This window comes from Mesorhizobium sp. P160187 (genome assembly GCF_057766425.1).
On sequence record NZ_JBYMDX010000003.1, the window covers coordinates 2,726,385 to 2,750,611 of the forward strand.

18 protein-coding genes and 1 pseudogene are annotated in these 24,227 nt (G+C 63.2%); 14 read left to right on the top strand and 5 right to left on the bottom strand.

The annotated features are described in order from the left end of the window. Positions 1 to 141 precede the first annotated feature (141 nt). Complete coding sequence (locus AC3CCE_RS16565; RefSeq protein WP_352623897.1) at positions 142 to 4,131, bottom strand: peptidoglycan-binding protein; 3,990 nt, start codon at positions 4,129 to 4,131, stop codon at positions 142 to 144. Positions 4,132 to 4,610: 479 nt separating this feature from the next. On the opposite strand from AC3CCE_RS16565, the gene AC3CCE_RS16570 reads away from it, so the two are divergent. From AC3CCE_RS16570 to AC3CCE_RS16605, 8 genes and pseudogenes are all read left to right on the top strand, one after another. Continuing rightward, positions 4,611 to 5,069: a MerR family transcriptional regulator gene (locus tag AC3CCE_RS16570; RefSeq protein WP_023669610.1), complete on the top strand. Its 459-nt coding sequence runs from the start codon at positions 4,611 to 4,613 to the stop codon at positions 5,067 to 5,069. A gap of 274 nt (positions 5,070 to 5,343) precedes the next feature. Further along, a complete protein-coding gene (locus AC3CCE_RS16575) occupies positions 5,344 to 7,134 on the top strand; it encodes an acyl-CoA dehydrogenase (RefSeq protein ID WP_352623894.1) in 1,791 nt (596 codons plus the stop codon). A 230-nt stretch (positions 7,135 to 7,364) separates the two neighbouring features. After that, the gene (locus AC3CCE_RS16580; protein WP_352623892.1) at positions 7,365 to 8,534 is read left to right on the top strand and encodes an acyl-CoA dehydrogenase family protein; all 1,170 of its coding nucleotides are present in this window, start codon (positions 7,365 to 7,367) and stop codon (positions 8,532 to 8,534) included. A 31-nt stretch (positions 8,535 to 8,565) separates the two neighbouring features. Continuing rightward, positions 8,566 to 9,774, top strand: a complete 1,209-nt coding sequence (locus tag AC3CCE_RS16585; RefSeq protein ID WP_023669613.1) for an acetyl-CoA C-acetyltransferase — start codon at positions 8,566 to 8,568, stop codon at positions 9,772 to 9,774. Positions 9,775 to 9,797: 23 nt separating this feature from the next. Further along, positions 9,798 to 12,017, top strand: a complete 2,220-nt coding sequence (locus tag AC3CCE_RS16590; protein WP_352623890.1) for a 3-hydroxyacyl-CoA dehydrogenase NAD-binding domain-containing protein — start codon at positions 9,798 to 9,800, stop codon at positions 12,015 to 12,017. A 38-nt stretch (positions 12,018 to 12,055) separates the two neighbouring features. Next, positions 12,056 to 12,186 (top strand): annotated as a pseudogene (locus tag AC3CCE_RS16595) (thioesterase family protein); the annotation flags it as partial. A gap of 308 nt (positions 12,187 to 12,494) precedes the next feature. Further along, positions 12,495 to 13,145, top strand: a complete 651-nt coding sequence (locus AC3CCE_RS16600) for a S24 family peptidase (protein WP_352510943.1) — start codon at positions 12,495 to 12,497, stop codon at positions 13,143 to 13,145. A gap of 8 nt (positions 13,146 to 13,153) precedes the next feature. After that, positions 13,154 to 14,026 carry a thermonuclease family protein gene (locus AC3CCE_RS16605; RefSeq protein WP_352623888.1) on the top strand — a complete coding sequence of 291 codons (873 nt, stop codon included), beginning with the start codon at positions 13,154 to 13,156 and terminating at the stop codon, positions 14,024 to 14,026. On the opposite strand, the gene AC3CCE_RS16610 is transcribed toward AC3CCE_RS16605, so the two are convergent. Beyond that, positions 13,989 to 15,638: a lysine--tRNA ligase gene (locus AC3CCE_RS16610; RefSeq protein ID WP_352623886.1), complete on the bottom strand. Its 1,650-nt coding sequence runs from the start codon at positions 15,636 to 15,638 to the stop codon at positions 13,989 to 13,991. The two genes, AC3CCE_RS16605 and AC3CCE_RS16610, sit on opposite strands and share 38 nt — an antisense overlap. Before the next feature lie 156 nt (positions 15,639 to 15,794). Here AC3CCE_RS16610 and AC3CCE_RS16615 point away from each other — a divergent pair, with 156 nt between their 5' ends. Beyond that, complete coding sequence (locus AC3CCE_RS16615) at positions 15,795 to 16,208, top strand: tellurite resistance TerB family protein (RefSeq protein ID WP_352510940.1); 414 nt, start codon at positions 15,795 to 15,797, stop codon at positions 16,206 to 16,208. Between the two features lie 33 nt (positions 16,209 to 16,241). On the opposite strand, the gene AC3CCE_RS16620 is transcribed toward AC3CCE_RS16615, so the two are convergent. After that, complete coding sequence (locus AC3CCE_RS16620; protein ID WP_050586840.1) at positions 16,242 to 17,057, bottom strand: ABC transporter substrate-binding protein; 816 nt, start codon at positions 17,055 to 17,057, stop codon at positions 16,242 to 16,244. Between the two features lie 296 nt (positions 17,058 to 17,353). On the opposite strand from AC3CCE_RS16620, the gene AC3CCE_RS16625 reads away from it, so the two are divergent. Continuing rightward, a complete protein-coding gene (locus AC3CCE_RS16625) occupies positions 17,354 to 18,085 on the top strand; it encodes a helix-turn-helix transcriptional regulator (protein ID WP_023669621.1) in 732 nt (243 codons plus the stop codon). Between the two features lie 275 nt (positions 18,086 to 18,360). After that, entirely contained in the window at positions 18,361 to 18,999 is a 639-nt protein-coding gene (locus tag AC3CCE_RS16630) for an acyl-homoserine-lactone synthase (protein WP_023730968.1), read from the top strand. 201 nt (positions 19,000 to 19,200) lie between these two features. On the opposite strand, the gene ppk2 is transcribed toward AC3CCE_RS16630, so the two are convergent. Beyond that, positions 19,201 to 20,106 carry a polyphosphate kinase 2 gene (gene ppk2, locus AC3CCE_RS16635; protein ID WP_352510938.1) on the bottom strand — a complete coding sequence of 302 codons (906 nt, stop codon included), beginning with the start codon at positions 20,104 to 20,106 and terminating at the stop codon, positions 19,201 to 19,203. A gap of 102 nt (positions 20,107 to 20,208) precedes the next feature. On the opposite strand from ppk2, the gene AC3CCE_RS16640 reads away from it, so the two are divergent. The 3 genes from AC3CCE_RS16640 (at position 20,209) to AC3CCE_RS16650 (ending at position 23,415) form a co-directional block, all read left to right on the top strand. After that, positions 20,209 to 21,474, top strand: a complete 1,266-nt coding sequence (locus AC3CCE_RS16640) for an ATP-binding protein (RefSeq protein WP_352510937.1) — start codon at positions 20,209 to 20,211, stop codon at positions 21,472 to 21,474. A gap of 115 nt (positions 21,475 to 21,589) precedes the next feature. Beyond that, positions 21,590 to 22,312, top strand: coding sequence for a phosphate signaling complex protein PhoU (gene phoU / locus AC3CCE_RS16645; RefSeq protein ID WP_023692535.1), 723 nt, complete (start codon positions 21,590 to 21,592; stop codon positions 22,310 to 22,312). A gap of 95 nt (positions 22,313 to 22,407) precedes the next feature. After that, entirely contained in the window at positions 22,408 to 23,415 is a 1,008-nt protein-coding gene (locus tag AC3CCE_RS16650) for a magnesium and cobalt transport protein CorA (RefSeq protein ID WP_023692534.1), read from the top strand. Between the two features lie 97 nt (positions 23,416 to 23,512). On the opposite strand, the gene AC3CCE_RS16655 is transcribed toward AC3CCE_RS16650, so the two are convergent. Then, on the bottom strand, positions 23,513 to 24,031 hold the full coding sequence (locus tag AC3CCE_RS16655) for a GcrA family cell cycle regulator (RefSeq protein ID WP_023669627.1): 519 nt from the start codon (positions 24,029 to 24,031) through the stop codon (positions 23,513 to 23,515). Between the last annotated feature and the right edge of the window lie 196 nt (positions 24,032 to 24,227).

The following is a 24,227-nucleotide window of genomic DNA, read 5'->3' on the forward strand; positions in this document are numbered from 1 at the left end:
TGTCGCACCGAAAAGCCAATTCTTTCTTGCACCGCCGGGGCAGTGGGATCAAACCCCGCCGCCCTACCGAAACAAAAAACATCTCAAGCAGTTAACAGGCAAATGTATGGCAAGGGCGTCGCGTTAGCGACGCATCTGCCGTTATTTGTGCGCCAGCAGCGCCTTCACCAGCTTTTCGTCGATTTCGCCGGTCGCCTGCATCTTGTTGTCGGTCTGGAAAGCCATGATTGCGGTCTTGGTCTTGCCGCCCATCACGCCATCGGCGCCGCCGGCATCGTAGCCGTTCTTGTTGAGGATGAGCTGGATGTTCTTGACCGCCTTCTTCATGTCGACGCTGGCGGTGGTCTGCGGCGTGCCTTCCTGCCAGGATTCAGGAATGTCGGCCGAGTTGGACGCCGGGTCGAGCGGCTTCGGCTTCCACAGTTCCGTGGCGGCGCGCGCCCGCTCCAGCTGTTCGGGGCGCAGCGCAGTGGCGACCTCGTCGCGCTTTGCAGCCGCATCCTTGTCGCCGGTCTTGGCGACGAGCGCGAACCATTTGTAGGATTCCTCCAGGCTCTGCTTCATGCCGACGCCCTTTGCCGCCAGGATGCCGAGATTGAATTGGCTGTCCTTGACGCCGACATCGGCCGCCGCCTGAAACCAGTGCGCGGCCGATTCATTGTCGGTCACGCCGTCGGCGGCCATGGCAAACAGAACGGCCAGATTGTGCATGGCGCTGGCATTACCCTGCGCGGCGGCGAGCTGGTAGAAGGTCTTTGCCTTCTTGACGTTGCGCGTGACGCCGATGCCCTTCTCGTAGAAATTGCCGATGCGGTATTCCGCCGGTGCGAAGCCGAGCTCGGCCGATTTTTCGTACCATTTGGCCGCTGCCGCCATGTCTTCCTTGACGCCGCGCGATTCAGCATAGCGCGAACCGAGCTCGAACAGCGCCTTGGCGTCACCGCCGGCAGCCGCGTCGCGCAAGGCTTGCGGGCCGGCATCGGCCGGAACGTCTATCTTGGCCACGACAGGTGCTACCGCGGCATCAGCCGGCGGAACGGCGCCGGTAGTATCCGAGGCCGTCGTATCCGAGGCCGAGGGCGCCATGACGGCGGCCGCAGGCTGCGCGTCAGCAGCCGCCGGTTCCGCAGTGGCGGTCGTCGGCAGCATTGCATTTGGCGCGGGGGCCGGATCGGCCAGAGCCATCGGCGCTGGCGCGGGTTCCACGGCCGGCATTTCGGGCTCGGCGATCGAGGCCGCATTCATTGGCGCATCGTTGCCAACTGCCGGTTCCGTGGGCTCCGCCTGCCTGACGGTCCGGGCCGGCGCGTCCTGCACGGCCACCTGCGCGTCTGCCTTGGGTTGGCTGGCAGCGTTGACCGAAGCAGTCTCGACCGGCTGCGAGGCGACGATCGGCGCTGTATCGTTGCTTGCGACCTCGACCGGGTCGGCGAAGAAGGCCTTGCCGAGTTGCAGGCCGGCAAGCGCCAGCATGATCGCGACCGCTCCCATCAGTATCGGCTTGCGCCGCGCCTTGAGCAGGTCGCCGATACGAAGCGCCTTGACCGGGCCCTTCATGGTGGACTGGCGTTTCAGCGCGTCGGCCTCGGCGGCCGCAGCCTGCGCCGCGCGCCTGGCAGCGGCAATGAAGTCGGATTTCGATGCATCGCCGGAGTTTTGGCGCACCGGTGGGCCACGTTCGTCGCGTACGCGCTTCATGATGGCGTTGAGGTCGGGCGCGCCGGAGCCCGGCTCCAACGGTCGGTTGGCGAGCTTCGGATCGAGCGGCTCGTCGAGATCGACGCTCGGCATGTCGACATTGGGCCCCGAGCCGGCAAGCGGCGGCATGTCAGCCGGCTTCTTGCCCCTGAAGGCGCGCGCCAATCCACCGAACAGCGACGTCTTGGCCGTGGCTTCGCCTTTCTCGGCAATCCTGTCGGAACCGAGCGCTGCCTGGGCAGCGGCCGCGGCAGCCTCGGCTGGCGAGCGCCGCACGGGTTCGCTGCCCATGACCGGGTCGCTACGCGTACCCGGGTCGGCGCGCATATCCGGCTCGCTGCGCATGATGGCGGCGGCGCGGCCGTCGAGATCGGCCATGTCTCCGGTCAGCGGCAGCGGCTGGTCGATATCCATCGACGGCGCGTCCTGCACCGAAATCTTGGAGGCGCGTGCATCGCGGGCCCGCCGCGCCGGCTCGGCCTGGGCATCCAGAAGCTCGCTCACCGCCTCGGCCGGTTCGCTGGTCTCCAGCGAGCCCAGACGATCGACGATCTTGAGCAACGTGTCGTGGATAGCCTCGAATGTCCGTGAATTGCGCTCGTCCGAACGACGCGTCAGCGCTTCCAGCGTCTTCAGATCCTGGGCAAGGCCGGTAACGGCCGCGGTGTTGGCGTTGGAATCTGCCAGCGAGCGCACGGCGCTCTCGGCCGCTTCGCGTGCCGCGCCCATGATGGATTCGCGGGTTCCAGCCAGCGACTTCTCGATTTCGTTGAGACGCGGGCTGATGTCCTCGAATTCCGGCAGCGGCGTGCCGGGCTTCGACAGGTGAGCCGACAGGCCGGAGACCTGCGCCTCGAGGCTGCGGATCAGTGCCGGATCGATGCCGGCGACCTGCGCGGCCGACGATTCCAGCCGGCTTGAAATGTCTTCGAGCCGGCTTTCCAGGCCGCGGATCGCCGCCTCGTTGGCAGGATCGGGAATGCGCGTCTCCATGCGTTGGGCGAGTGCGGTGAAGCGTGCGTCGATGGCGTCCATGATGCCGGCGCTGTCAGCCTGCGGCTGACGCTGGTCCAGCCGGTCGGCAACCTCGTCCAGCCGCCGCTCGAGATCGCGAAACAGCATGTTGCCCTGTTCGATGGCGTCGCCCTGCCGGCGTTCCATCATGCCCGACAGCACGTCGAAGCGCTGTTCCAGACCCTGGAAGATATAGTCGGCGTCGGGCATGGCCGGGGCGCGGTCGATCTTGTCGGCGATCATCGCGATCTGCTTGCCGAGGCGCTCCATCGCCTGTTCCGGCAGATTGGCGCGGCCGGCAAGCTCGTCGACCCTGTTCGACAGCGTGCTGAGACGGTCGAGAACCTCGCCGCTCGGACGAACCTGCACGACTTCCTCGATCTGCTGCGCCAGCGAGGCGATCCGCTTCTCGATGCGCTCGAACGGTTCGGGGTCGAAGGAATTGGCCTGTGCGGCGACGGTCGAGGCGACGATGGCGCGCGAAATCTCATCGAGCCGTTCGTCGATCAGGCCAAGCGTGTCGCCGCCGCGGTTGCTCTGCTGGCTGACGAAATGATCGACGGCGCCGGCAAGCGTGCGGACCTTTTCTTCCATCGAGCGCAGCGACAGCGATTCCGGCAGATTGTGGACCGCATTGCTGATCTGTTCGAGCCGGTCGGTCAGGGCCGAAAATCCGGGGCCGTCGGCGCGGTTGCGCTGGTCGGCGTCGACACGGTCCTCGAACGCGCTCCAGCGGCGGTCGAAATCGTCCCAGCGGCGGTCGACCTTCAGCACGCTTTCCTCGCGCGCCAATGTGTCGAGCGCCGTCTTTACCTGCTCGAGCTCGAGCCGCAGCATGTTGACGCTTCGGTCGTCGCTCTTCTCGGCCAGCGTCTGGATGGCGCCGGACAGCCGCTCGAATTCGACGCCGAGTTCGGCGCTGCCCTTGCCGGGCAAGCCGCCTGCCTGACCACCCGATTGGTTGCTCGCCTGGAAGGCCCGTTCGATGTCCTTGCGCAACGCGGCGAATTCGCGCTGCAGGCCGGCCGTCATCTGATGGCGCAGTTCCTCGCGCAGGCCACGCAATTCGCCGGCGATCTTGCCGACCACGGCGACGCTGTCTTCCTGGCCGCGCACGCGGTCGATGTCGCGGGCGATCGCCTGATAGTTCTGGTCGAAGCCGGCCGGCGCCGCGCCTTTCGGCCGCGGCGTGGGCTGCGGGTCCTCGTACCAGCGCGGCGGGGCGTAGGGCTGGGCGCTTGCGTAGCGCGGCTCCGGGGCGGGCCGGCGCGGATCGAAGCGCTCGGCGGCGTCCTCGCGCTTGCGCTCCAGCCGCTGCTCCAGCGTTTCCAGCGAGCGGTTCAATTCATCGAGCGTGGTGTTCGGCCTGCGCGGCCTGCCGGCGTTGAGTGTATCGAGATAGGACCGCTTGCTGTTCATCGATGCGTCCGTTTTTCAGAATGGCCGGCTTGCTGCCAGTTTCCCAAGTCCTTGTCGGGAACGAAGGCGGCCGCGCGGCACTGCTGCGGCGGAAGACGAGCTTCCCGGGCCAGGCCCGCTCTCCGAAAAACCGTGAAAAATTCGCTACAGGATAAACACGGGTGACCGACATCCGCACATTTCACCCATCGTGGTAAACAAGGTGTTAACCAAGCTTAAGAAGTTACGGCATTGCTGAAATACAGACGGTGCCCGTTCGGACCCGGCGCCGGGGGTGCGGCATAAGGTTTCGCAATCCCAGAACGCCCTTGCGTCATGCGGCGGCTATCGATATAGAATTGACGTAAACGTAAGAGAGGCGCCGTTCGTGCCTTTTGCGATGAATTAGTTGAAACCACGACTGGAAGCATGCCCCCGCTTCCACTCAGGCGTTGCAAGGTCCGAGACCGCGATGCCACGACAGGGGAAAGCCAGTGACTATGAAACTTGTTTCGCCCGGCGAAGCCGCGGCCAACACCAACAATATGTCTGCCGAAGCCAGTGAGGAGCTCGTGCGCATCGGCGAGATGGCCAAGAAATACGGCGTGACGCTGCGCACGCTGCGTTTCTATGAAGACAAGGGCCTGCTCAATCCAAAGCGCGATGGGGCGACGCGGCTATACACGCGTCGCGACAAGGCGCGGCTGAAGCTGATCCTGCTCGGCCGCAAGGTCGGGTTCTCGCTACGCGACGTCAAGCAGATGATGGATCTCTACGATCCGACGGGATCCAACACCAAGCAGCTGCGGCTGGCTCTCGACAAGTCGGAGAAGCAGCTTGCCCGCCTGCAGAAGCAGCGCGCGCTGATCGACGACGCCATCAACGAGTTGAGCGGCTCGATGTCGGCCGTGCGCCAGATGCTGTCCGAGCGTTCGGCCCCGGCCAGCGCCGCCAGCTGATTTTGCTCCGCAGCTCCCGGCGAAAGCTTTGAACTTAAGAGCCGCGCGGCCGCCCGCGCGGCTCTTTTTGTTTGACCCCCCTCGCTTTGCACAAAGCCATGCACCGCTCGTGCCGATAGGCTGGCATAGGTAAATTTTGTCCCGGCGACAAAATTGACGTTTACGCAAACGTCAATTTTTGCTATCCCGCTTTCAACATTGGCCCGCATGCCGCCCCAACCTCATGTTTCGGGGCTCGATCTCGCGGCCAAGACCCGCATGGTGGAGGAAACACATGCCGATCTACAGGGCGCCGGTCCAGGACACGCTGTTCGTGCTCAACGAGGTGCTGGGTTATCAGCGCTACTCCAACCTTCCCGGATTTGCCGACGCGACGCCCGACGTTGTCGAGGCGATCCTCGCCGAAGGCGCCAAGCTCGCCGAAAACGTTATGCATCCTCTGAACCGCGTCGGTGACATGGAAGGCTGCGTGCGCCATGAGGACGGCTCGGTGACGACGCCGAAGGGCTTCAAGGAAGCCTACGACCAGTATCGCGAAGGCGGCTGGATGGGACTGGCGGCGCCCGTCGAGTTCGGCGGCCAGGGGCTGCCCTATGCCGTGCACACCGCGGTTGCCGAATACATGGTTTCGGCCAACATGGCGCTGATGATGTATCCCGGCCTGACGCAAGGCGCTATCGCTGCGATCATCACACACGGCACCGACGAACAGAAGGCGACATGGCTGCCGAAGCTGGTCGAGGGGTCCTGGACCGGTACCATGAACCTGACCGAGCCGCATTGCGGCACCGATCTCGGCCTGCTGCGCACCAAGGCGGTGCCGAACGGCAACGGCACCTACAAGATCTCAGGCCAGAAGATCTTCATCTCGGCCGGCGAGCACGACATGTCGGAAAACATCGTCCATCTCGTGTTGGCCCGCATCGAAGGCGCGCCGGCAGGCGTGAAGGGCATCTCGCTGTTCATCGTGCCAAAGCTGAAGCTCGATGCCTCGGGCAATCCGGGCGAGAAGAACACGCTCTCCTGCGGGTCGATCGAGGAGAAGATGGGCATACACGGCAATTCGACTTGCGTCATGAATTATGACGAGGCCGAAGGCACGCTGCTCGGTGAGGCCAATGGCGGCCTGAAGGCGATGTTCACGATGATGAACGAAGCCCGGCTCGGCGTCGGCCTGCAGGGCCTGTCGCTGTCCGAGATCGCTTACCAGAACGCGGTCTCCTACGCCAAGGACCGGCTGCAGGGCCGCTCGCTGTCTGGCGCCAAGGCGCCGGACAGACAAGCCGATCCGATCATCGTCCATCCCGACATCCGCCGCTCGCTGATGACCATGAAGGCCTTCAACGAGGCCGGCCGCGCGCTGGCGCTGTGGACGGCGATCAAGTCCGACATCGCCCACCGCTCCGCCGACGACAAGGATCGCCAGGCGGCCGACGACTATACCGGCCTGCTGACGCCGGTGATCAAGGGCGTGCTCACCGACAAGGGTTTTGACCATGCAGTCATGGCGCAGCAGGTGTTCGGGGGCCACGGCTACATCGAAGAGCACGGCATGAGCCAGTTCGTGCGCGATGCCCGCATCGCCATGATCTATGAAGGCGCCAACGGCATCCAGGCGCTCGACCTCGTCGGCCGCAAGCTTGGTCTGAATGGCGGTCGCGCCGTGCAGGCCTTCTTCAAGGACGTCGGCGAGTTCTGCGAGGAGAACCGCGCCGACGAGAAGCTGGCGCCTTTCACCAAGGCGCTGAAGAAGGGCCTCAACGATCTGCAGGCGGCGACCATGTGGCTGGTGCAGAACGGCATGGCCAAGCCCGACAATGCCGGCGCCGCGTCGACCGATTACATGCATCTCTTCGGCCTGGTCGCGCTGGGCTACATGTGGGCGCAGATGGCCAAGGCCGCGCTCGGCAAGACCGGCGCCAACGGTTCGCAGTCGTTCTACGACAACAAGGTGGTGACGGCGCGCTTCTTCATGGAGCGGATCATGCCCGAGACATCGGCACATCTCGCCCGCATTTCCAGTGGTGCGGACACGCTAATGGCGCTGCCTGCGGAAGCGTTCTAGAAATGGCCGGCGTCCCCCTCCCCTTGAGGGGAGGGTGGCCCGAAGGGCCGGGAGGGGTCCTGCGTGCAGTGCGCCGGCTGGTTGGCGCTTTGGTAGGAGATGATCGCAATGCCCCAAACCCGCGTCAATTCCGAAGATAAGGTCGAGCACGTCATCGGCGACCCCACCCGACCGCTTCGCGGCCACCCTCCCCTCAAGGGGGAGGGGGACGTTGGCGCGGGAGAAACGGCATGACAAATCCATCAGAAGTGCTCTCTTTGCCGAAGCCAGCCTGGGCGGCGGACGAAGTCGGCATGCTCTACGACATGGCGCATCGCTTCATGTCGGAAGAGATCGCGCCGCGCTACGACGAGTTCGAGAAGAACGAGATGGTCGACCGCGAGAGCTGGCGCAAGGCAGGTTCCGCCGGCCTGCTCTGCGCCTCGATGCCGGAGGAATATGGCGGCTCCGGCGGCACCTTCGCGCATGAGAGCGCCATCATCGAGGCAATTGGCCATGTCGGCGTCGACGGTTTCGGCATCGGTCTCCACAACGCGATCGTTGCTCCTTACATCCTTCACTACGGCTCGGAAGAGCAGAAGAAGAAATGGCTGCCGAAACTGGCGACCGGCGAACTGATCGGCGCCATCGCCATGACCGAGCCGGGCGCCGGCTCCGACCTGCAAGGCGTCAAGACGCGCGCCGAGAAGGACGGCAACCAGTACAAGATCAACGGTTCGAAAACCTTCATCACCAATGGCCAACTGGCCAATTTCATCATCGTCGTCACCAAGACCGATCCGGCCAAAGGCGCCAAGGGCACCTCGCTGATCGTCGTCGAGACCGACGAGGCCGAAGGCTTCGAACGCGGCCGCAACCTCGACAAGATCGGCCTGAAGGCCAACGACACGTCGGAGCTGTTCTTCAATGATATGCGCGTGCCGACCTCGAACCTGCTTGGCCACGAAGAGGGACAGGGCTTCATCCAGCTGATGCAGCAATTGCCGCAGGAGCGCCTGCAGATCGGCACCGGCGCGATCGCCATGATCGAACGCGCCCTGGCGCTGACCATCGACTACGTCAAGGATCGCAAGGCCTTCGGCAAGGCGATCATCGAGTTCCAGAACACCCAGTTCAAGCTCGCCGAACTGAAGACCGAGGCCACCATCGGCCGCGTCTTCTACAATGATTGCGTCACCCGCCACATCAATGGCGGCCTCGATCCGGTGGCGGCGTCTATGGCGAAATACTGGCTCTCGGACCTGCAGGGAAAAGTCGTCGACGAATGCCTTCAATTGCATGGCGGCTATGGCTACATGAATGAATATCCGATCGCCCGCATGTTCCGCGACGCCCGCGTCCAGCGCATCTACGGCGGCACCAACGAGATCATGAAATTGCTGATCGGCCGCTCTCTCTGAGAGCGACGTCGGCAAAGCAAGGAGCAAGCAAATGGCTGAAGCTTATGTCTATGACGCCGTGCGCACACCGCGCGGCAAGGGCAAGAAGGATGGCTCGCTGCACGAGGTGCCGGCGGTGCGGCTTGCGGCCAGGACGCTTGAAGCGTTGCGCGACCGCAACGGCCTCGACACTGCAAACGTCGACGACATCATCTTCGGCTGCGTCGATCCGGTCGGCGAAGCCGGCTCCGTCATTCCGCGTGCCGCCGCCTTCGAGGCCGGCTACGACAACAAGGCGCCGGGCATGCAGATCTCGCGCTTCTGCGCCTCAGGCCTCGACGCCATCAATTTCGGCGCCGCCAAGATCGCTCAAGGCGCCGACGAGATCGTCATTGCAGGCGGCGTGGAATCGATGTCGCGCGTCGGCATGGGCGCCTCGGGCGGCGCCTGGTTCATGGACCCGTCCGTCGGCCTGCCCGGCTGGTTCGTGCCGCAAGGCATATCGGCCGATTTGATCGCCACCAAATATGGTTTTTCGCGCGACGACGTCGATGCCTATGCGGTCGAGAGCCAGAAGCGCGCCGGCAAGGCCTGGGCCGATGGCCGTTTCAAGAACTCCGTCATACCGATCAAGGACCAGAACGGCCTCACCATCCTCGATCATGACGAGCATATGCGGCCGTCGACCGACATGCAGTCGCTGGCCTCGCTCAACCCGTCCTTCGTCATGCCTGGCGAAATGGGCGGCTTCGACGCGGTCGCCGTGCAGAAGCACCCTGAGGTGGAAGAGGTCAACCACGTCCACCATGCCGGCAACTCGTCCGGCATCGTCGATGGTGCGGCCGCCGTACTGCTCGGCTCGAAGAAGGCCGGCAAGACGATGGGCCTGAAGCCACGCGCCCGCATCCGCGCCTTTGCCAACATCGGCTCCGAGCCGGTGCTGATGCTTACCGGTCCGGTCGACGTCACCGAGAAGCTTCTGAAGCGCGCCAAGATGAAGCTGTCGGATATCGACCTGTTCGAGCTCAACGAGGCCTTCGCCTCAGTGGTGCTGCGCTACATGCAGGCATTCGAAATCCCGCACGACAAGATCAACGTCAATGGCGGCGCTATCGCCATGGGCCATCCGCTCGGCGCCACCGGCGCGATGATCCTGGGCACGGTGCTGGACGAGCTCGAGCGCCGCGATTTGAACACCGCTCTGGTGACGCTCTGCATCGGCGCCGGCATGGGCACCGCAACGATTATCGAACGCGTCTGATTTTCGGCCGGAAGGAGAGAGACATGACTTATACAAACTTCACGGTCGACACCGACGCAGACGGCATCGCGCTGGTCACCTGGAACATGCCGGACCGCTCGATGAACGTCTTCACCGAAGAGGTGATGAACGAGCTCGAGAAGATCATCGACCAGGTGGTGGCCGACGCCGCCATCAAGGGCGCGGTGATCACCTCGGGAAAGGACAGCTTCTCCGGCGGCGCCGACCTGACCATGCTGCAGAAGATGCTGGCCGTATTTGCCAAGGAGAAGACCAAGGGCCCGGAGAAGGCGGCACAGCTTTTGTTCGACAATGCCGGCCGCATGGGTGGCTTGTGGCGCAAGCTCGAAACGTCGGGCAAGCCTTGGGTCTCGGCGATCAACGGCACCTGCATGGGTGGCGCGTTCGAGCTGTCGCTGGCCTGTCATGGCCGCGTTGCCGCTGACTCCGAAAAGGTCAAGATGGCCTTGCCGGAAGTCAAGGTCGGCATCTTCCCCGGCGCCGGTGGCACCCAACGCGTGCCGCGCCTGACCGACCAGCAGCAGGCGTTGCAGATGCTGACCACCGGCCAGACGCTGTCGCCGCAGAAAGCCAAGGCGATGGGGCTGATCCACGAGATCGCCGAACCCGGCAAGCTGATCGAGACCGCCAAGGCGATGATCAGGAACGGCCTGAAAGCCGTCCAGCCCTGGGACGAGAAGGGCTTCAAGCTGCCTGGCGGCCAAATCTATACGCCGGCCGGCTTCAATCTGTGGCCGCCGGCCATCGCCATCCTGCGCCGCGAGACCTACGGCAATTATCCGGCCGCCGCGGCGATCCTGAAATGCGTCTATGAAGGCCTGCTGGTGCCGTTCGACACCGGTCTGCGGATCGAACAGCGCTATTTCACCGAAATCATGCAGTCCAAGGAAGCAGCAGCGATGATCCGCTCGCTGTTCGTCTCGCTGCAGGAGCTCAACAAGGGCGCCCGCCGTCCGGCCGGCGTGCCGGAGACCAAGTTCAAAAAGATCGGTATTCTCGGCGCCGGCTTCATGGGTGCCGGCATCGCCTTTGTCACCGCCAAGGCCGGCATCCCGGTCGTCCTGCTCGACCGCGACATGGCGTCGGCCGAAAAGGGCAAGGCGCATTCCGACAGCCTGATCTCCGATCAGGTCAAGAAGGGCCGCGCCAAGCCCGAGGAGAAGGACAGACTTCTGTCGCTGATCACGCCGACGGCCGACTATGCCGATCTCGCCGGCTGCGATCTGGTGGTCGAGGCGGTGTTCGAGGATTCGGCCGTCAAGAAGACTGCCACCGAGCAGGCCGAAGCCGTGCTGAAATCGTCAGCGGTCTTCGCCTCCAACACCTCGACCATCCCGATCACTGCACTGGCCAAGAATTCGGCGCGGCCGAAGAATTTCGTCGGCATCCACTTCTTCTCGCCGGTCGACAAGATGATGCTGGTCGAGATCATCCTGGGCAAGAAGACCGGCGACAAGGCGCTGGCCACCGCGATCGATTTCGTGCGCGCCATCAAGAAGACGCCGATCGTCGTCAACGACACGCGCGGCTTCTACGTCAACCGCTGCGTGCTGCGTTACATGTCGGAAGCCTACAAGATGCTGATCGAAGGCGTTCCGGCGCCGATGATCGAGAACGCCGCCAAGGCCGCCGGCATGCCGGTCGGCCCGCTGGCGCTGACCGACGAGACGGCGATCGACCTTGCCCAGAAGATCATGAAGCAGAACATCAGGGACCTCGGGGACAAGTCTGTCGACCCCAGGCAGATGGCGCTGATCAACACGCTGGTCGACACCCATGGCCGCTTCGGCCGCAAAAACGGCAAGGGTTTTTACGACTATCCCGCCAAGCCCGCCAGGAAGAAGCTGTGGCCGGGCCTGAAGGATCTCTATCCGCAGCTGGAGGCCGAGAAGGTCGATTATGAGGAACTGCAGCAGCGCCTGCTGGTCACCATTGCGCTGGAAGCGGCCCGGGTGATGGAGGAAGGCATCGTCACCGATCCGCGCGAGGCCGATCTCGGGTCGATCCTCGCCTTTGGTTTCGCGCCATTCACCGGCGGCGCGCTGTCCTATATCGACGGCATCGGCGCCAGGGAGTTCGTCAGAATAGCCAAAGGCCTGCAGAAGAAATACGGCGCCGAGTTCAAGGCGCCAAAGCTGCTGCTCGACCTGGCCGAGAAGGGCGAGACCTTCTACCAGCGCTTCGATCCCTATGCGAAAGGCGAGGTGAAGAAGGCCGCTTGAGCTAGCGCCCCATGTACGTCTGAGGGCGCCTTGCTTGCATGATGGCCACGACAAGGCGCCGTGGCCCTTACGCGGTCGGCAGCGAAAGTCGGCTGGCTTTTCGCTGCCTGCCGACATCGACTTCAACCTCCATCTCAACAACGCCCGCTACATGATGCTCGCCGACCTCGCGCATGACCCCGAAAATCGGAATCGATTTTCGGAAAGGATCATGCGCCAAATCAAAATGCTACAGCGTCCTTGGCGCGTCCAATAGGACGCTTGCCCGCTCCGTTCAACCGCGACCGCCGACCGAGGCCGAGCGGGTTTGCATGACCTCCCACCAGGGATTGCGCAGCCTGCCCAAGGCAGTTTGAGGCATCCATGACGACTTCGCCGCACGCAGCTTTTTGAGAGATCGGGCCGCGCGCCGGTGGACAATCGGATAACCGCGCGTTAGAAGGAAAAGGTATTTTTTCCTGTTTTGAGGAGAGCGAATTGCTCTCGCATGACCGAGTTTGGGCAGCCATCGACGCTCTCGCCGAGCGCTATTCGTTGTCGGCCTCCGGCCTGGCCCGGCGAGCTGGTCTGGACTCCACCGCTTTCAACAAGTCGAAGCGGCTGTCCTCGGATGGGCGGCCGCGCTGGCCGTCGACCGAATCGCTGGCCAAGATCATCGAGGCGACCGGCGCTTCGCTCGACGAATTCACCGGACTGGTCGAAGGCCGCGCCGGGACAGCTTCGGGCTCGTTAGCCCCGCAGCGTTCGGCGGTGCCGCTGCTCGGCTTCGCCCAGGCCGGCGCCGGCGGCTTCTTCGATGATGCCGGCTATCCCTCAGGCCAGGGCTGGGACCTTGTCGAGCTTCCGGCACGGGCGACCGAAACCTCCTATGCGTTGAAGGTGCAGGGCGATTCCATGCTGCCGCTCTACCGCAATGGCGATGTGCTGATCGTCGAGCCGGGCGCCGCTACCCGCAAGGGCGACCGCGTCGTCGTCAAGACCAATGCCGGCGAAGTCATGGCCAAGGTGCTCGACCGCCAGACGACGAAATCGATCGTGCTGATTTCGCTCAACCCCGACCATCCGGACCGCGACATCGCGATGCGCGATGTCGAATGGGTGGCGCGGATCGTCTGGGCAAGCCAGTAGGTCTCGCGGTGCGTCTGCTTCAAATCCTCATAGCCCTCCTGGCGATCCCGGTGATGGTCGCCATTGTCGTCGCCGGCGGTCGCGCGCTGCATCGCGACGGCCCCGCCATTACTGTCGACCAGATCGACCCGGACACCGAGGCCGTGCCCGAGGAGCCGGCGACGTCGGCGATCCCCGAGGTCCAGCCCGTCAAGCCTCCGATGCACTCGCCTCAGGTGCATTCGAGGGCGATCGATCCCGAGGCCATCGCTCCGCCGCCGCTGCTGGTAGAAGAACTTGAACGGGTTGAGCCACGCGCGCCGCTGAGCGACCTGGCGCTGGCCGGGCCGCCCAAGCCGCGTGGGCGCAGAGCGGTCGACGACTGGGGAGGAACAAAACTGTTCCAGCCGGTCGCGGCCGCCGCCGGCCTGATCGAAGCCAATGGTAATTCCGTGACGGTCTCCGGCATCGACATCGTCAGGCAAGACGAGACCTGCACCGAGGGCGGCAAGTCCTGGGCTTGCGGTATCAGGGCGCGTACCGAGTTCCGGTCTTTCCTGCGCGGCCGGGCCGTTGCCTGCAAGGTGCCGCCGGAGGCCGACCGTGCGCTGATCGCCGCCGAATGCCGCATCGGCAAGCTGGATGTCGGCCAGTGGCTGGTCGAAAACGGCTGGGCGCGCGCCACGGCAGGCGGCCCCTATGTCGAAGCGGGCGACAAGGCGCGCGCCGCCAAGAAGGGCGTCTTCGGCGCCGCGCCCGATCTTGGCGGCCTGCCACCGGCGCCAACGCCTGTTGCGGCACCGACGGCGTCGCAACCGATCCTCGATGCCCCGGCGATAGACACGCCGCCGGCCGGGACGGAAATTACGCCGCCAGCTGACCAGCCAGCGCCCGCTCAATGAGCGCGCGGGTTTCGGCGATGCCGTAGAGGGCTGCGAACGAACCGAAGCGCGGTCCGCGTTCCTGGCCGATCAGCACCTGGTAGATCATCTGGAAGAAAGCGCCCGAGACACCAGGGCCGCCGTCCGGGCTCTTCTTCGAATGGTCCTGATAGCGTTCGATCTTGCGCGCCACGTTGAGCGAAGCGTTCTGGATCGCTTCGCCGTCGGCGCCGGCCGGCAGGCCAGCAAGCGCGTTGCCAAGCGCTTCCAGCGCCACGCGTTCGACATCGTCGGCCGGCCGGAAGGTCTTCGTCGGCTTCACGAAATCGTCGAAGTAGCGGATGGCGAAACCGACCAGCTGGTCGAGTTCGGGATGCGTCGCCGGCGTCACGCCAGATGCATGGCGCGAGATGAAGCCCCACAGCACATCCTTGTTTTGCGCGTTGGAGGCGCTGACCAGGTTGAGCAGCAGCGAGAACGGCACCGGCATGTCGATGGAAGGCGGCTTGCCGTCATGCATGTGCCAGACCGGATTGCCCAGCCGCTCCTTCCAGTCCTGGCGCGGATAGGCGTTGAGGAAGGTGTAGTACTCGTCGACGGCGCGTGGGATGACGTCGAAATAGAGCTTTTTCGCCTGCCTTGGCCGCTGATACATATAGAGGCCGAGGCTTTCGGTCGGCGCGTAGCGCAGCCATTCGTCGATGGTCAGCCCGTTGCCCTTCGACTTCGAGATCTTCTGGCCGTTCTCGTCCAGGAACAGTTCGTAGACGAAATGCTCGGGCGCGCGCCCGCCGAGAATGTTGCAGATGCGGTCGTAGATCACCGCGTTCGTCTGGTGGTCCTTGCCGAACATTTCGAAATCGACGTCGAGCGCTGCCCAGCGCATGCCGAAATCCGGCTTCCACTGCAGCTTGACCTTCCCGCCGGTCACCGAAAGTGTGGTCTCGGTGCCCTCATCGTCGAAGGTGATGGTGCCGGCCTTGGCGTCGACATGCTTCATCGGCACGTAGAGCACGCGCCCGCTCTTCGGCGAGATCGGCAGGAACGGGCTGTAGGTTGCCTGCCGCTCCGGCCCCAGCGTCGGCAGCATCACCGCCATGATCTGCTCGTAGCGCTCGGCGGCGCACACCAGCATCGCATCGAAACGGCCGGCCTTGTAGTACTGCGTGGCGCTGGCGAATCCGTAGTCGAAGCCGAACGTGTCGAGGAAGCGGCACAGCATCGCGTTGTTGTGGTCGGCAAAGCTCGCATAGTCGCCGCCGAACGGATTGGGCACCGACGAAAGCGGCATATGAAGATAAGGCTCGAGGGCTGCGCGATCCGGCACATTGTCGGGGATCTTGCGCATGCCGTCCATGTCGTCGGAGAAGCAGAGCAGCTTGGTCTTGACCTTGTTCCCGGTCAGCACGTGAAAGGCATGGCGCACCATCGAGGTGCGCGCGACCTCGCCGAACGTGCCGATATGCGGCAGACCCGACGGGCCGTAGCCGGTCTCGAACAGGACGGTCTCGGGAAAGTCGCCGCCTTTGTAGCGCTCGATGATCTTTTTGGCTTCCTCGAACGGCCAGGCCTTGCTTTCGGCGGCTGCCGCAAGCATTTCGGGGTTGAGATCGGCGATGTTTGATCCCGTCATGTCAAAGTTCCAGTCATGGGCCGGCTTCGCGGCTGGTAAGATTTTTCAACCGGGTCTCTAGGCGCGACAGGGCGGAGCGTCAACGATATCAGGCGTTTTCGTTGCGACGGCGCCGTGGCGTCCCTACCTTCGACCCTCACTATCAAGGAGTTTTGAATGCCGTTGCCGTCCACCCATGAAGCCCTGATCTACCTGATGGTCATCACCTCGGCTTCCGATCGCAACATGACCGATATCGAACTGGCGCGCATCGGCGACGTCGTCCGCAGCTGGCCGGTGTTCGAGGATTTCAAGCAGGACAGGCTGATCGCCATTGCGCAGGACTGCCAGAAGATGCTGCATGAAAAGGATGGATTGGAAGGCGTGCTCGAGCGTGTCGCCGAGACTTTGCCCGAGCGGTTGCGCGACACCGCTTATGCCGCCGCCTTCGAAGTTGCCGCCGTCGATCTCGAAATGCGCATGGAGGAATTGCGGGTGCTGCAGTTGATCCGGCGTGAGCTCGATCTCGACACGCTGACCGCCGCAGCCATCGCGCGCGGGGCGAAGGCCCGCCTGCGCACGCTGACCTGATCCAGCCCCTAGAGGAAGCTGACCGGGACCGGATCAGAAAAAGCTGACCGGGAAATAGCGCAGGTAGAATTCGGCGAAGGTGCCTTTCACCGATATCTCCTGCAGCGCGTAGTCCATGGCTGCGGCCAGCGCTGGGTCGCTGGCCCGGGTGGCAATGGTCATGCCGGACCCCAGATATTCCGGCGCCAGGTAGGGTCCACCGGCGAAGCGGCAGCAACCGGCGGCGTCCGTGCCGCCCAGCCAGAAGGAAAAGCGCATGCCGTCGCCGAAGGCGGCATCGATCTTGGCGCTCTTCAAGTCGCTGTAGAGGTCTTCCGGCCGTTGAAAGCGGATGATCTGCACGGTGCCGAAATAATCGCGCAGCATCTTTTCATGCGCCGAGCCGGCCAGCACGCCGACCCGCTTCGAGCGCAATTTGTCGAGGATCGGCTCGGCGAAGGCCTTGGTCTTCGGCATGATGAAGCGCGCCGGAAACTGTAGATAGGAGCGCGAAAAGCTGTACTTCGCCCGCGTCTCCGGCGTTGCGGCGATGCCGGCGATGATCGCCTCGCCTTCGCCCTTCTGCAACGCGTCGTCGAGTTCGGCCCAGGGCAGCGCCTGGATCTGGCATTTGTCGGCGATGTCGAGTTCGGCGCAAATCGCCCGCGCCAGGTCGATGTGGAAGCCGGACAGTCGGCCCGTGCCGTCGAGAAAATTGAAGGGCGGGAAATCGGTTGTGGTGAGGAACCTGAGCCTCGGCAGCGCCGCAAGGTCCGGCTTCGGCAGCCGCTCCTTGGCATCCCAAAGCACCGGCACCTGCGGTTCCGCTGCCCGCACAGCGCCGGCAAACGGCTGCACTCCGATCAGCATCGACAGCAAGGCGATGGTTATCCAGCGTGATGTCACAAAAAACTCCGCCCGTCTTGGCCGTTGGCTTGTGATACGAAAACGGCGCAGGCACAATTGTTTTTGATTTCAAAGGGCAAATTTCGGGTTATGCTTTGGCGAGGTTGCAAATAGCCGCACAGAGTCGGCCCGGGGTTGGCGGTCGCTGGCGTTAGAAAAGCTAAGGATGTGGCTTTGCAATCCGGGGTTGATGGCTAAGTGCGGGGCAGGCACGTAGCATCGGTCTCAAGAGCGGTAGGCAACATGGGGTAGATGTTGCGATGGGTTATTTTGACCGGACACTTGAATATATTGACCGGGTGCAGCGTGCCGACACGTCGGCTGCGGTGTGCGAGCAGCTACTTAGTGTCACCTCGAATTTCGGATTGACGGCCCTGATAGCCGCAACGGTGCCGCAGCCCGGTACACCAAGCAGCCAGACGAAGGACCATGTGCTGCTCTGCGATTGGCCTAGCGAATGGCTGGAGCGTTACTTATCGCGCAACTACGTCGACCACGATCCGGTCGTCAGCCATTTGAAGCAGTTTCGGGCGCCATTCCAATGGCGCGATGCCGTTCAAAGCATGCCCGCCGACAAGAGCAGCGCCGAGGTAATGCGCGACGCCCGCCAGTTCAAGCTGCGTGACGGCCTCGCCTTCCCGCTGATCACGCTCGAAGGCCAGATCGCGCTGGTCTCGCTGGGCGGTGAGGCGGTCGAACTGTCCGAAGCCGAATTCGCAATGGTCTCGCTGGCCTCCACCTATGCCATCGGCCGCGCCATGCAGCTTCAAACGACGGCCGGCAAATCTATCGATCACATTGAATTGACGCCGCGCGAGCGCGAATGCCTGCAATGGGCGGCGGTCGGAAAATCCGAGTGGGAGATTTCGCAGATCCTCGGCATCTCGGAGCATACCTCTGAGAAACACCTTCTCAACGCCAAGAGCAAACTAGGCGCCGCCAACCGTGTGCAGGCAGTCGCCGAAGCAGTCAGGCACGGCTATATCAGCTAGGCCGGTTCTGGCGGCCCGAAATTTATGGCCGCATTGTTGGCGTCATATCTTCAGAAAAGACCGGCCCCTGTCGTCCTCTTGAGACGGCTAATGCTTTCTTAACGCCAAAAGCAGACTCGGCGTCGCCAACAGGGTGCACGCCATCGCGGAGGCGTTTAGACGCAGCTATATTAGCCATGTCGGCTGTGGCAGCCTGGAAATCCTTGCCAACACCTTCGCGCAATTTTTTCGGGAAAGCCCGGCCGTATCTTCCTCTTAAGCCCAGGAGACGGCTAATGCTATTTTCCCTTACCACTCAACAACTGATGGAACGTCCCGACCTATGGGAGGCCGTCCATCGCCTGCGTCACAAGGTCTTCGTCGATGAGATGCGGTGGACCGATCTCGATCGCCCGGACGGCCTCGAAATCGATCAATTCGACCATGATGAGGCCGAACACCACCTTGTCATACGCAATGGCGAGCTTGCAGGCTATCATCGGATGCTGCCGACCACACGGCCGCATCTCCTTAGCGATGTGATGCCGGAACTCTGCGAGGGAAAGCGCCCTTCGGGACCGAATGTCTGGGAGCTAACCCGTTACGCGGTGGCGCCAGGCTTTCGCGATGGCAAGCGCGGCGTGTCTACGGTCGGCACCGAACTGATCGCCGGCTTCGTCGAATGGGGCCTTGCTCGCAATGTCGATCAGGTCATTATCGAGGTCGAGCCGGTGTGGGTGCTGCGGACGCTGCAGTTGCACTTCCTGGCGACGCCGCTCGGTTACCAGCGCACCTATGGCAACCAGCAGGTCGTCGCCACACTGCTGACCTTCAACGAGCATACGCTGGATGTCGTGCGCTCGCGCCGCAACCATCACGCCCCGGTGTTGGCCAGGGGCACCCCCCACATGCTCGGCATGCGGCAGGCGTCGTGAGACTGTCTTCACCCGACGCGCTTTAATGCATGTCGCTCAAAGTGGCCCCGGTTTTGAGAGAACGACATGCATGAAACAAAGACCTAAAGCGCGTCGCGTGAATCCGTTCAAATGCGATGCGCTTTAGACAATGGCCACAGAGCCCACCTCCGTGTGGGGGTGGGCTCTGTAATTTCAGCCTCTGCCTATCGAGGCCAGTCTCTACTTCTCGAGAAACGACGGCCCTTCGCCGACGATCTTCTTATCTTCCTTGCCGATGGCGTCGAGATCGCGCCCATCATAGGGCAGTGACAACAGGATGCGCCGCATGACGGCCAGCCGCGAGCGTCGCTTGTCATTGGCCCGCACGATGATCCAGGGCGCGAACTGTTTGTGCGTGCGCTCGACCATCTGGTCGCGCGCCTTGGTGTAGTCGTCCCATTTGGTGATGCCGGCAATATCGATCGGCGAGAACTTCCAGTTCTTCAGCGGCGACCAGCGGCGGTCGTGAAACCGTTCGAGCTGGGTCTCGCGGCCGATGTTGAGCCAGAATTTGAAGAAATAGATGCCCTCATTGGAGATCATCCGCTCGAAATGCGGCGTCTCGTCGAGGAATTTTGCATGCTGTTCCGGTGTGCAGAAGCCCATCACCGGCTCGACGCCGCCGCGGTTGTACCAGGACCGGTCGAAGGTGACGAATTCGCCCGATGTCGGGAAATGGGCGACGTAGCGCTGGTAGTACCATTGCCCGACTTCGGTCGGGGTCGGCTTGGTCAGCGCCACGTTGCGCGCGGTTCGAGGATTGAGATACTGGCGCAGCACCGAGATGGTGCCGCCCTTGCCGGCGGCATCGCGCCCCTCGAACAGCGACATCAGTCTGCTGCCGGTCGCCTGCAGCCAGGCCTGCGCCTTGACCAGTTCGATCTGCAGCCGCTCCAGAGTCTCGTCATACTCCTCGCTCTTCATTTTCTTGTCGTAGGGGTAGTCGCCTGCGGTCAGTTTGTGGTCCTCGATCCAGCTGGGAAGCTCGGGGTTTTCGATGTCGAACTCCCGCTCCTTGCCGTCCACCTTGATCTTCAGCGGCCCCTTTGCCGGCTCTGCGGCGGGACTTTCCTTGGCTTTTTTCATCGAGACGAACCTTTCCAGCTTGCGGACTCATGCTATGGGGGGCCTCAAACCCGGTCCAGCGGAAGTTTCGGCGGGACCGGCGCAGAAGCACGGAAAGCACGAATGGCTGACACCGGCGCAGAGCGGACAACCACGGGGCAGGCCGTCGCCGGCCGGCTGTGGAACAGCCGATGGCTGCTTGCCGCCGGTGCGATCGCCATCATGGCCGTTTATGGGTTTGCCGGTATCTCCGCCTATGTTGTCCTGGCTGCGTTGACGGTGCTGCTGGCCGCCGCGCTTCTGCCAACCGGTGGCGCCAGCCGGTCTGCTGAGACCATTACCACGGTCGAGGCGAGCGGGCTGCAGCGGCTTTCCGGCGAATATCTTGCGGCTGCCGTTGCCGATCCGCTGATCATCTTCGACCGCACCGCCACCATCGTCCACGCCAATGCCGCCGCCTATGCCGCCTTTGGCGGCATCGCGCCCGGCCTGTCGCTGTCGCTGAAATTCCGCGCCCCGGAAATGCAGGCATTGCTGGACGGCGTACTGTCGGGAGCCGTCGCCTCCGATGCCGTCGACTACACCGAGAAGCTGCCGGTGGAACGCGCCTACCGGGTCAGCGCGTCCTCGGTCGGCCACGCCACCGATCTCTATGTGCTGGTATTCAAGGACCAGAGTGAGACGCGCCGCATCGACCGCATGCGCGCTGACTTCATAGCCAATGCCAGCCACGAGTTGCGCACCCCGCTTGCTTCGATCTCGGGCTTCATCGAGACGTTGCGCGGCCCGGCCCGCAACGATCCGGCGGCGCGCGAGCAGTTCCTGCAGATCATGCAGAACCAGACCGGCCGCATGGCGCGCCTCATCGACGATCTCCTGTCGCTGTCGAGGCTTGAAATGAAGCCTTACCTGAGGCCGGGAACCGAGGTCGATCTGCGCCAGACCATCGACAGCGTCATCGATTCACTGGGCCCGCTCGCCAGCGAGAACGGCGTCGTCATCGAACGCGACTACGCCGAGGGGCCGCTCGACGTGCCCGGAGACCGCGACGAGCTGTTCCAGGTGTTCGAGAATCTCTTGGAAAACGCCTGCAAATACGGCCAGCCTGGCGGACGCGTCACGGTGTCGATCGCGCGGGGCGAGGCCGGCCCGGAACCGGGCATCGATGTCACCATCAGGGACTATGGCCCGGGCATCCCGGAAGAGCACATACCGCGCATTACCGAGCGCTTCTATCGCGTCGACGTGGAGAGCAGCCGCACCCAGAAAGGCACCGGTCTTGGCCTGTCCATCGTCAAGCATATTCTGACGCGCCACAACGCCCGGCTTTCGATCAAGTCGGAGGTTGGCAAGGGCGCGGCGTTCACGGTCCATTTGCCGGCAGGCTGAGGCGGTACTATCTGCTAACTGCCTGTTTCTTCTTTCTGTCATCCGGCTAGCGTATCAGCACAGGGGTCGAGGAAACGACGCAAAAGGCCAAAGATTTAAGGAAGGCATTTCGCCCATGCAGTCCGTACACATTGTCAGCGCCTATGACGAAGAGCTGAAATACCTGGCGAAGCGCATCGCTGCGATGGGCGGCCATGCCGAGCGCATGGTCGAGCAGGCGATCCAGGCGCTGGTCAATGCCGATCCCGGCCTCGCCCAGAAGGTCATCCGCGACGACATCGTGCTTGACGATGGCCAGCGCGAAATCGACGACAAAGCCATCGTCATCATCGCCAAGCGCCAGCCCATGGCGACGGATCTGCGCGAGATCGTCGGCGCCATCCGCATTTCGGCCGACCTCGAACGGGTCGGTGACCTCGCCAAGAACGTCGCCAAGCGTGTGGTCAGCGTCATTGACGGCCGCCAGCCGACCAGCCTGTTTCGCGGCCTCGAGGCGCTGGCCGAACTCGCTTTGACCCAGCTCAAGGAAGTGCTCGACGTCTATGCCTCGCGCTCGGTCGAGAAAATAGGCTTCGTTCGCGACCGCGACGACCAGATCGACGCCATGTACACCTCGCTGTTTCGCGAGCTTTTGACCTACATGATGGAAGATCCGCGCAACATCACGCCGTGCACGCATCTGCTGTTTTGCGCCAAGAACATCGAGCGCATCGGCGACCACGCCACCAACATTGCCGAGACGATCTACTACATCGTCACCGGCGAGCAGTTGCCGGCCGAGCGTCCAAAGGGCGACAAGACCGACAAGGTTGCCCTGCCGGCGCTGCCGGTGAAGTGATCGCGCGCCCCTCGAACGCTTAATCATATTGCGCTAAACTGCCCGGATGTTAGCGTCTCGGTTCCTGGCCAAGGCCAGGCGCTCAGGAGGCTGCGATGGAATATGTCCGAGAGTTCAAGCCGGCGCCGGCATCGTCCGGCATCATCGCGTCGAGCGTCTACACCGCCGGCAAGCGGATCGCCGACATTCCGATCGAGGAAGCCGGTGAATGGGCCAAGAAGTCGGGCCATGTCGTCTGGATCGGGCTGCTCGAACCCGACCGCGAGCTTCTGCTGCGCGTCAAGGCACAATTCCATTTGCATGAGCTGGCGATTGAAGACGCCGAACATCCGCACCAGCGGCCGAAGATCGAGCAATATGGCGATGCGCTGTTCATCGTTGCCCGCACTGCACAGCTGATCGACGGACGCGTCACCTTCGGCGAGACGCATCTGTTCGTCGGCTCAGGCTATATCGTCAGCGTCAGGCATGGTCCCTCGACCTCATACGCCGCCGTGCGCCAGCACTGGGAAAGCTGTCCGCACTCACTGGCCAAGGGCGAGGATTTCGTCCTCTACGCCATTCTCGACTTCATCGTCGACAACTACATGCCGGTGCTCGAGCAGATCGAGGACGAGGTCGAGGCGATCGAGGACAGGGTGCTGCTGAAGCCGATGACCGGTCCCGACATCGAGCGGCTCTACATGCTGCGCCGCGATCTGTTGCGCCTGCGCAATGCGGCGCTGCCGCTGGTCGAGGTCTGCCGCCGGCTGACCAGCGCCGAACTGCCGCAGATCCATACCGCAATGCATCCGCTGTTTCGCGATGTCACCGACCATATCCGGACCGTGCAGGAAAAGATCGACAGCCTGCGCGAGGTTCTGGCGTTCGCTTTCGAAGCCAGCCTGCTGGTCGGCCAGAGCCAGGAAACCGCGAACACCAAGAAGCTGGCCTCATGGGCGGCGATCCTGGCGGTGCCGACGGCGCTCGCCGGCATTTACGGCATGAATTTCGACGACATGCCGGAACTGAAGATGCAATACGGCTATCCCGTCGTATTGGTCTCGATCGCGCTGATCTGCTCGTTTTTGTATTGGCGATTTCGGAAGAGTGGGTGGCTGTGATGGTAGGCAGTAGGCAGTAGGCAGTAGGCAGAATAAGGTAGCGCCTCACGAGCGCTACCCCATTCCCTACTGCCCAGTCCCCAATCCCTATTCCTAACTACCGGCTCCTGCGCCGCTCTGAAGCCGGCTGGAACGCCACCCTTGCGTGGTACTTGCAGTAAGGTCCGGTTTCAGCCGCCTCGTTGCCGCAGAAGTTGAAGTCTTCCGATAGCGGATCGCCATTCGGCCATTTGCAGGTGCGCTCGGTGAGATCGGTGAGCTGCAGATGCCGCGAGATCGGCACGACGACGTTTTCGACCGGGCGGATGTAGTGGCGCGCCACCGGCTCGGCGTCGAACTGCGCCTGCAGTGCGTTCGCCCCGATCGAAGTCGTGACATGGCGCTGCGTGGTTGCGGCGCGAGGCACCGATTTCTGGATCGAAGATCCCTGCGTTGTCTTCTTCTGACGCGCCGGCGTCGCGGTCGAGCGTCCGCGGCCCGACAGCTTCAGCCGGTGCACCTTGCCGATGACCGCGTTGCGGCTGACCCCGCCGAGTTGTGCGGCGATCTGGCTTGCGCTCAAGCCCTCCGACCACAGTTTCCTGAGAAGTTCGACCCGCTCGTCAGTCCAGTTCATGAGACCGCGCTCCTGCTATGTGTGCGGCAGCCGGAATCCGTTCCCGACCCGGCAATCTTTGCCGGGGCAGACACCACATATATTAGGTGATTAGGTCCGCCGCACGAAATCTAGTTATTTCCCGACTACAATTACCTCATGTGTTGACTCGGTGACAAGAGTCCCAGGTGCAACACGAATCGGTTTTTTAGGTTTT

Coding starts and splice junctions, on each gene's coding strand:
- AC3CCE_RS16620 (WP_050586840.1), bottom strand. CDS start 17,057: ATGCTGATCGGAGTGCAGCCGTTTGCCGGCGCTGTGCGGGCAGCGGAA.
- AC3CCE_RS16570 (WP_023669610.1), top strand. CDS start 4,611: ATGAAACTTGTTTCGCCCGGCGAAGCCGCGGCCAACACCAACAATATG.
- AC3CCE_RS16650 (WP_023692534.1), top strand. CDS start 22,408: ATGGAATATGTCCGAGAGTTCAAGCCGGCGCCGGCATCGTCCGGCATC.
- AC3CCE_RS16640 (WP_352510937.1), top strand. CDS start 20,209: ATGGCTGACACCGGCGCAGAGCGGACAACCACGGGGCAGGCCGTCGCC.
- AC3CCE_RS16630 (WP_023730968.1), top strand. CDS start 18,361: ATGCTATTTTCCCTTACCACTCAACAACTGATGGAACGTCCCGACCTA.
- AC3CCE_RS16585 (WP_023669613.1), top strand. CDS start 8,566: ATGGCTGAAGCTTATGTCTATGACGCCGTGCGCACACCGCGCGGCAAG.
- AC3CCE_RS16565 (WP_352623897.1), bottom strand. CDS start 4,131: ATGAACAGCAAGCGGTCCTATCTCGATACACTCAACGCCGGCAGGCCG.
- AC3CCE_RS16590 (WP_352623890.1), top strand. CDS start 9,798: ATGACTTATACAAACTTCACGGTCGACACCGACGCAGACGGCATCGCG.
- AC3CCE_RS16655 (WP_023669627.1), bottom strand. CDS start 24,031: ATGAACTGGACTGACGAGCGGGTCGAACTTCTCAGGAAACTGTGGTCG.
- AC3CCE_RS16575 (WP_352623894.1), top strand. CDS start 5,344: ATGCCGATCTACAGGGCGCCGGTCCAGGACACGCTGTTCGTGCTCAAC.
- AC3CCE_RS16580 (WP_352623892.1), top strand. CDS start 7,365: ATGACAAATCCATCAGAAGTGCTCTCTTTGCCGAAGCCAGCCTGGGCG.
- AC3CCE_RS16610 (WP_352623886.1), bottom strand. CDS start 15,638: ATGACGGGATCAAACATCGCCGATCTCAACCCCGAAATGCTTGCGGCA.
- ppk2 (WP_352510938.1), bottom strand. CDS start 20,106: ATGAAAAAAGCCAAGGAAAGTCCCGCCGCAGAGCCGGCAAAGGGGCCG.
- AC3CCE_RS16625 (WP_023669621.1), top strand. CDS start 17,354: ATGGGTTATTTTGACCGGACACTTGAATATATTGACCGGGTGCAGCGT.
- phoU (WP_023692535.1), top strand. CDS start 21,590: ATGCAGTCCGTACACATTGTCAGCGCCTATGACGAAGAGCTGAAATAC.
- AC3CCE_RS16615 (WP_352510940.1), top strand. CDS start 15,795: ATGCCGTTGCCGTCCACCCATGAAGCCCTGATCTACCTGATGGTCATC.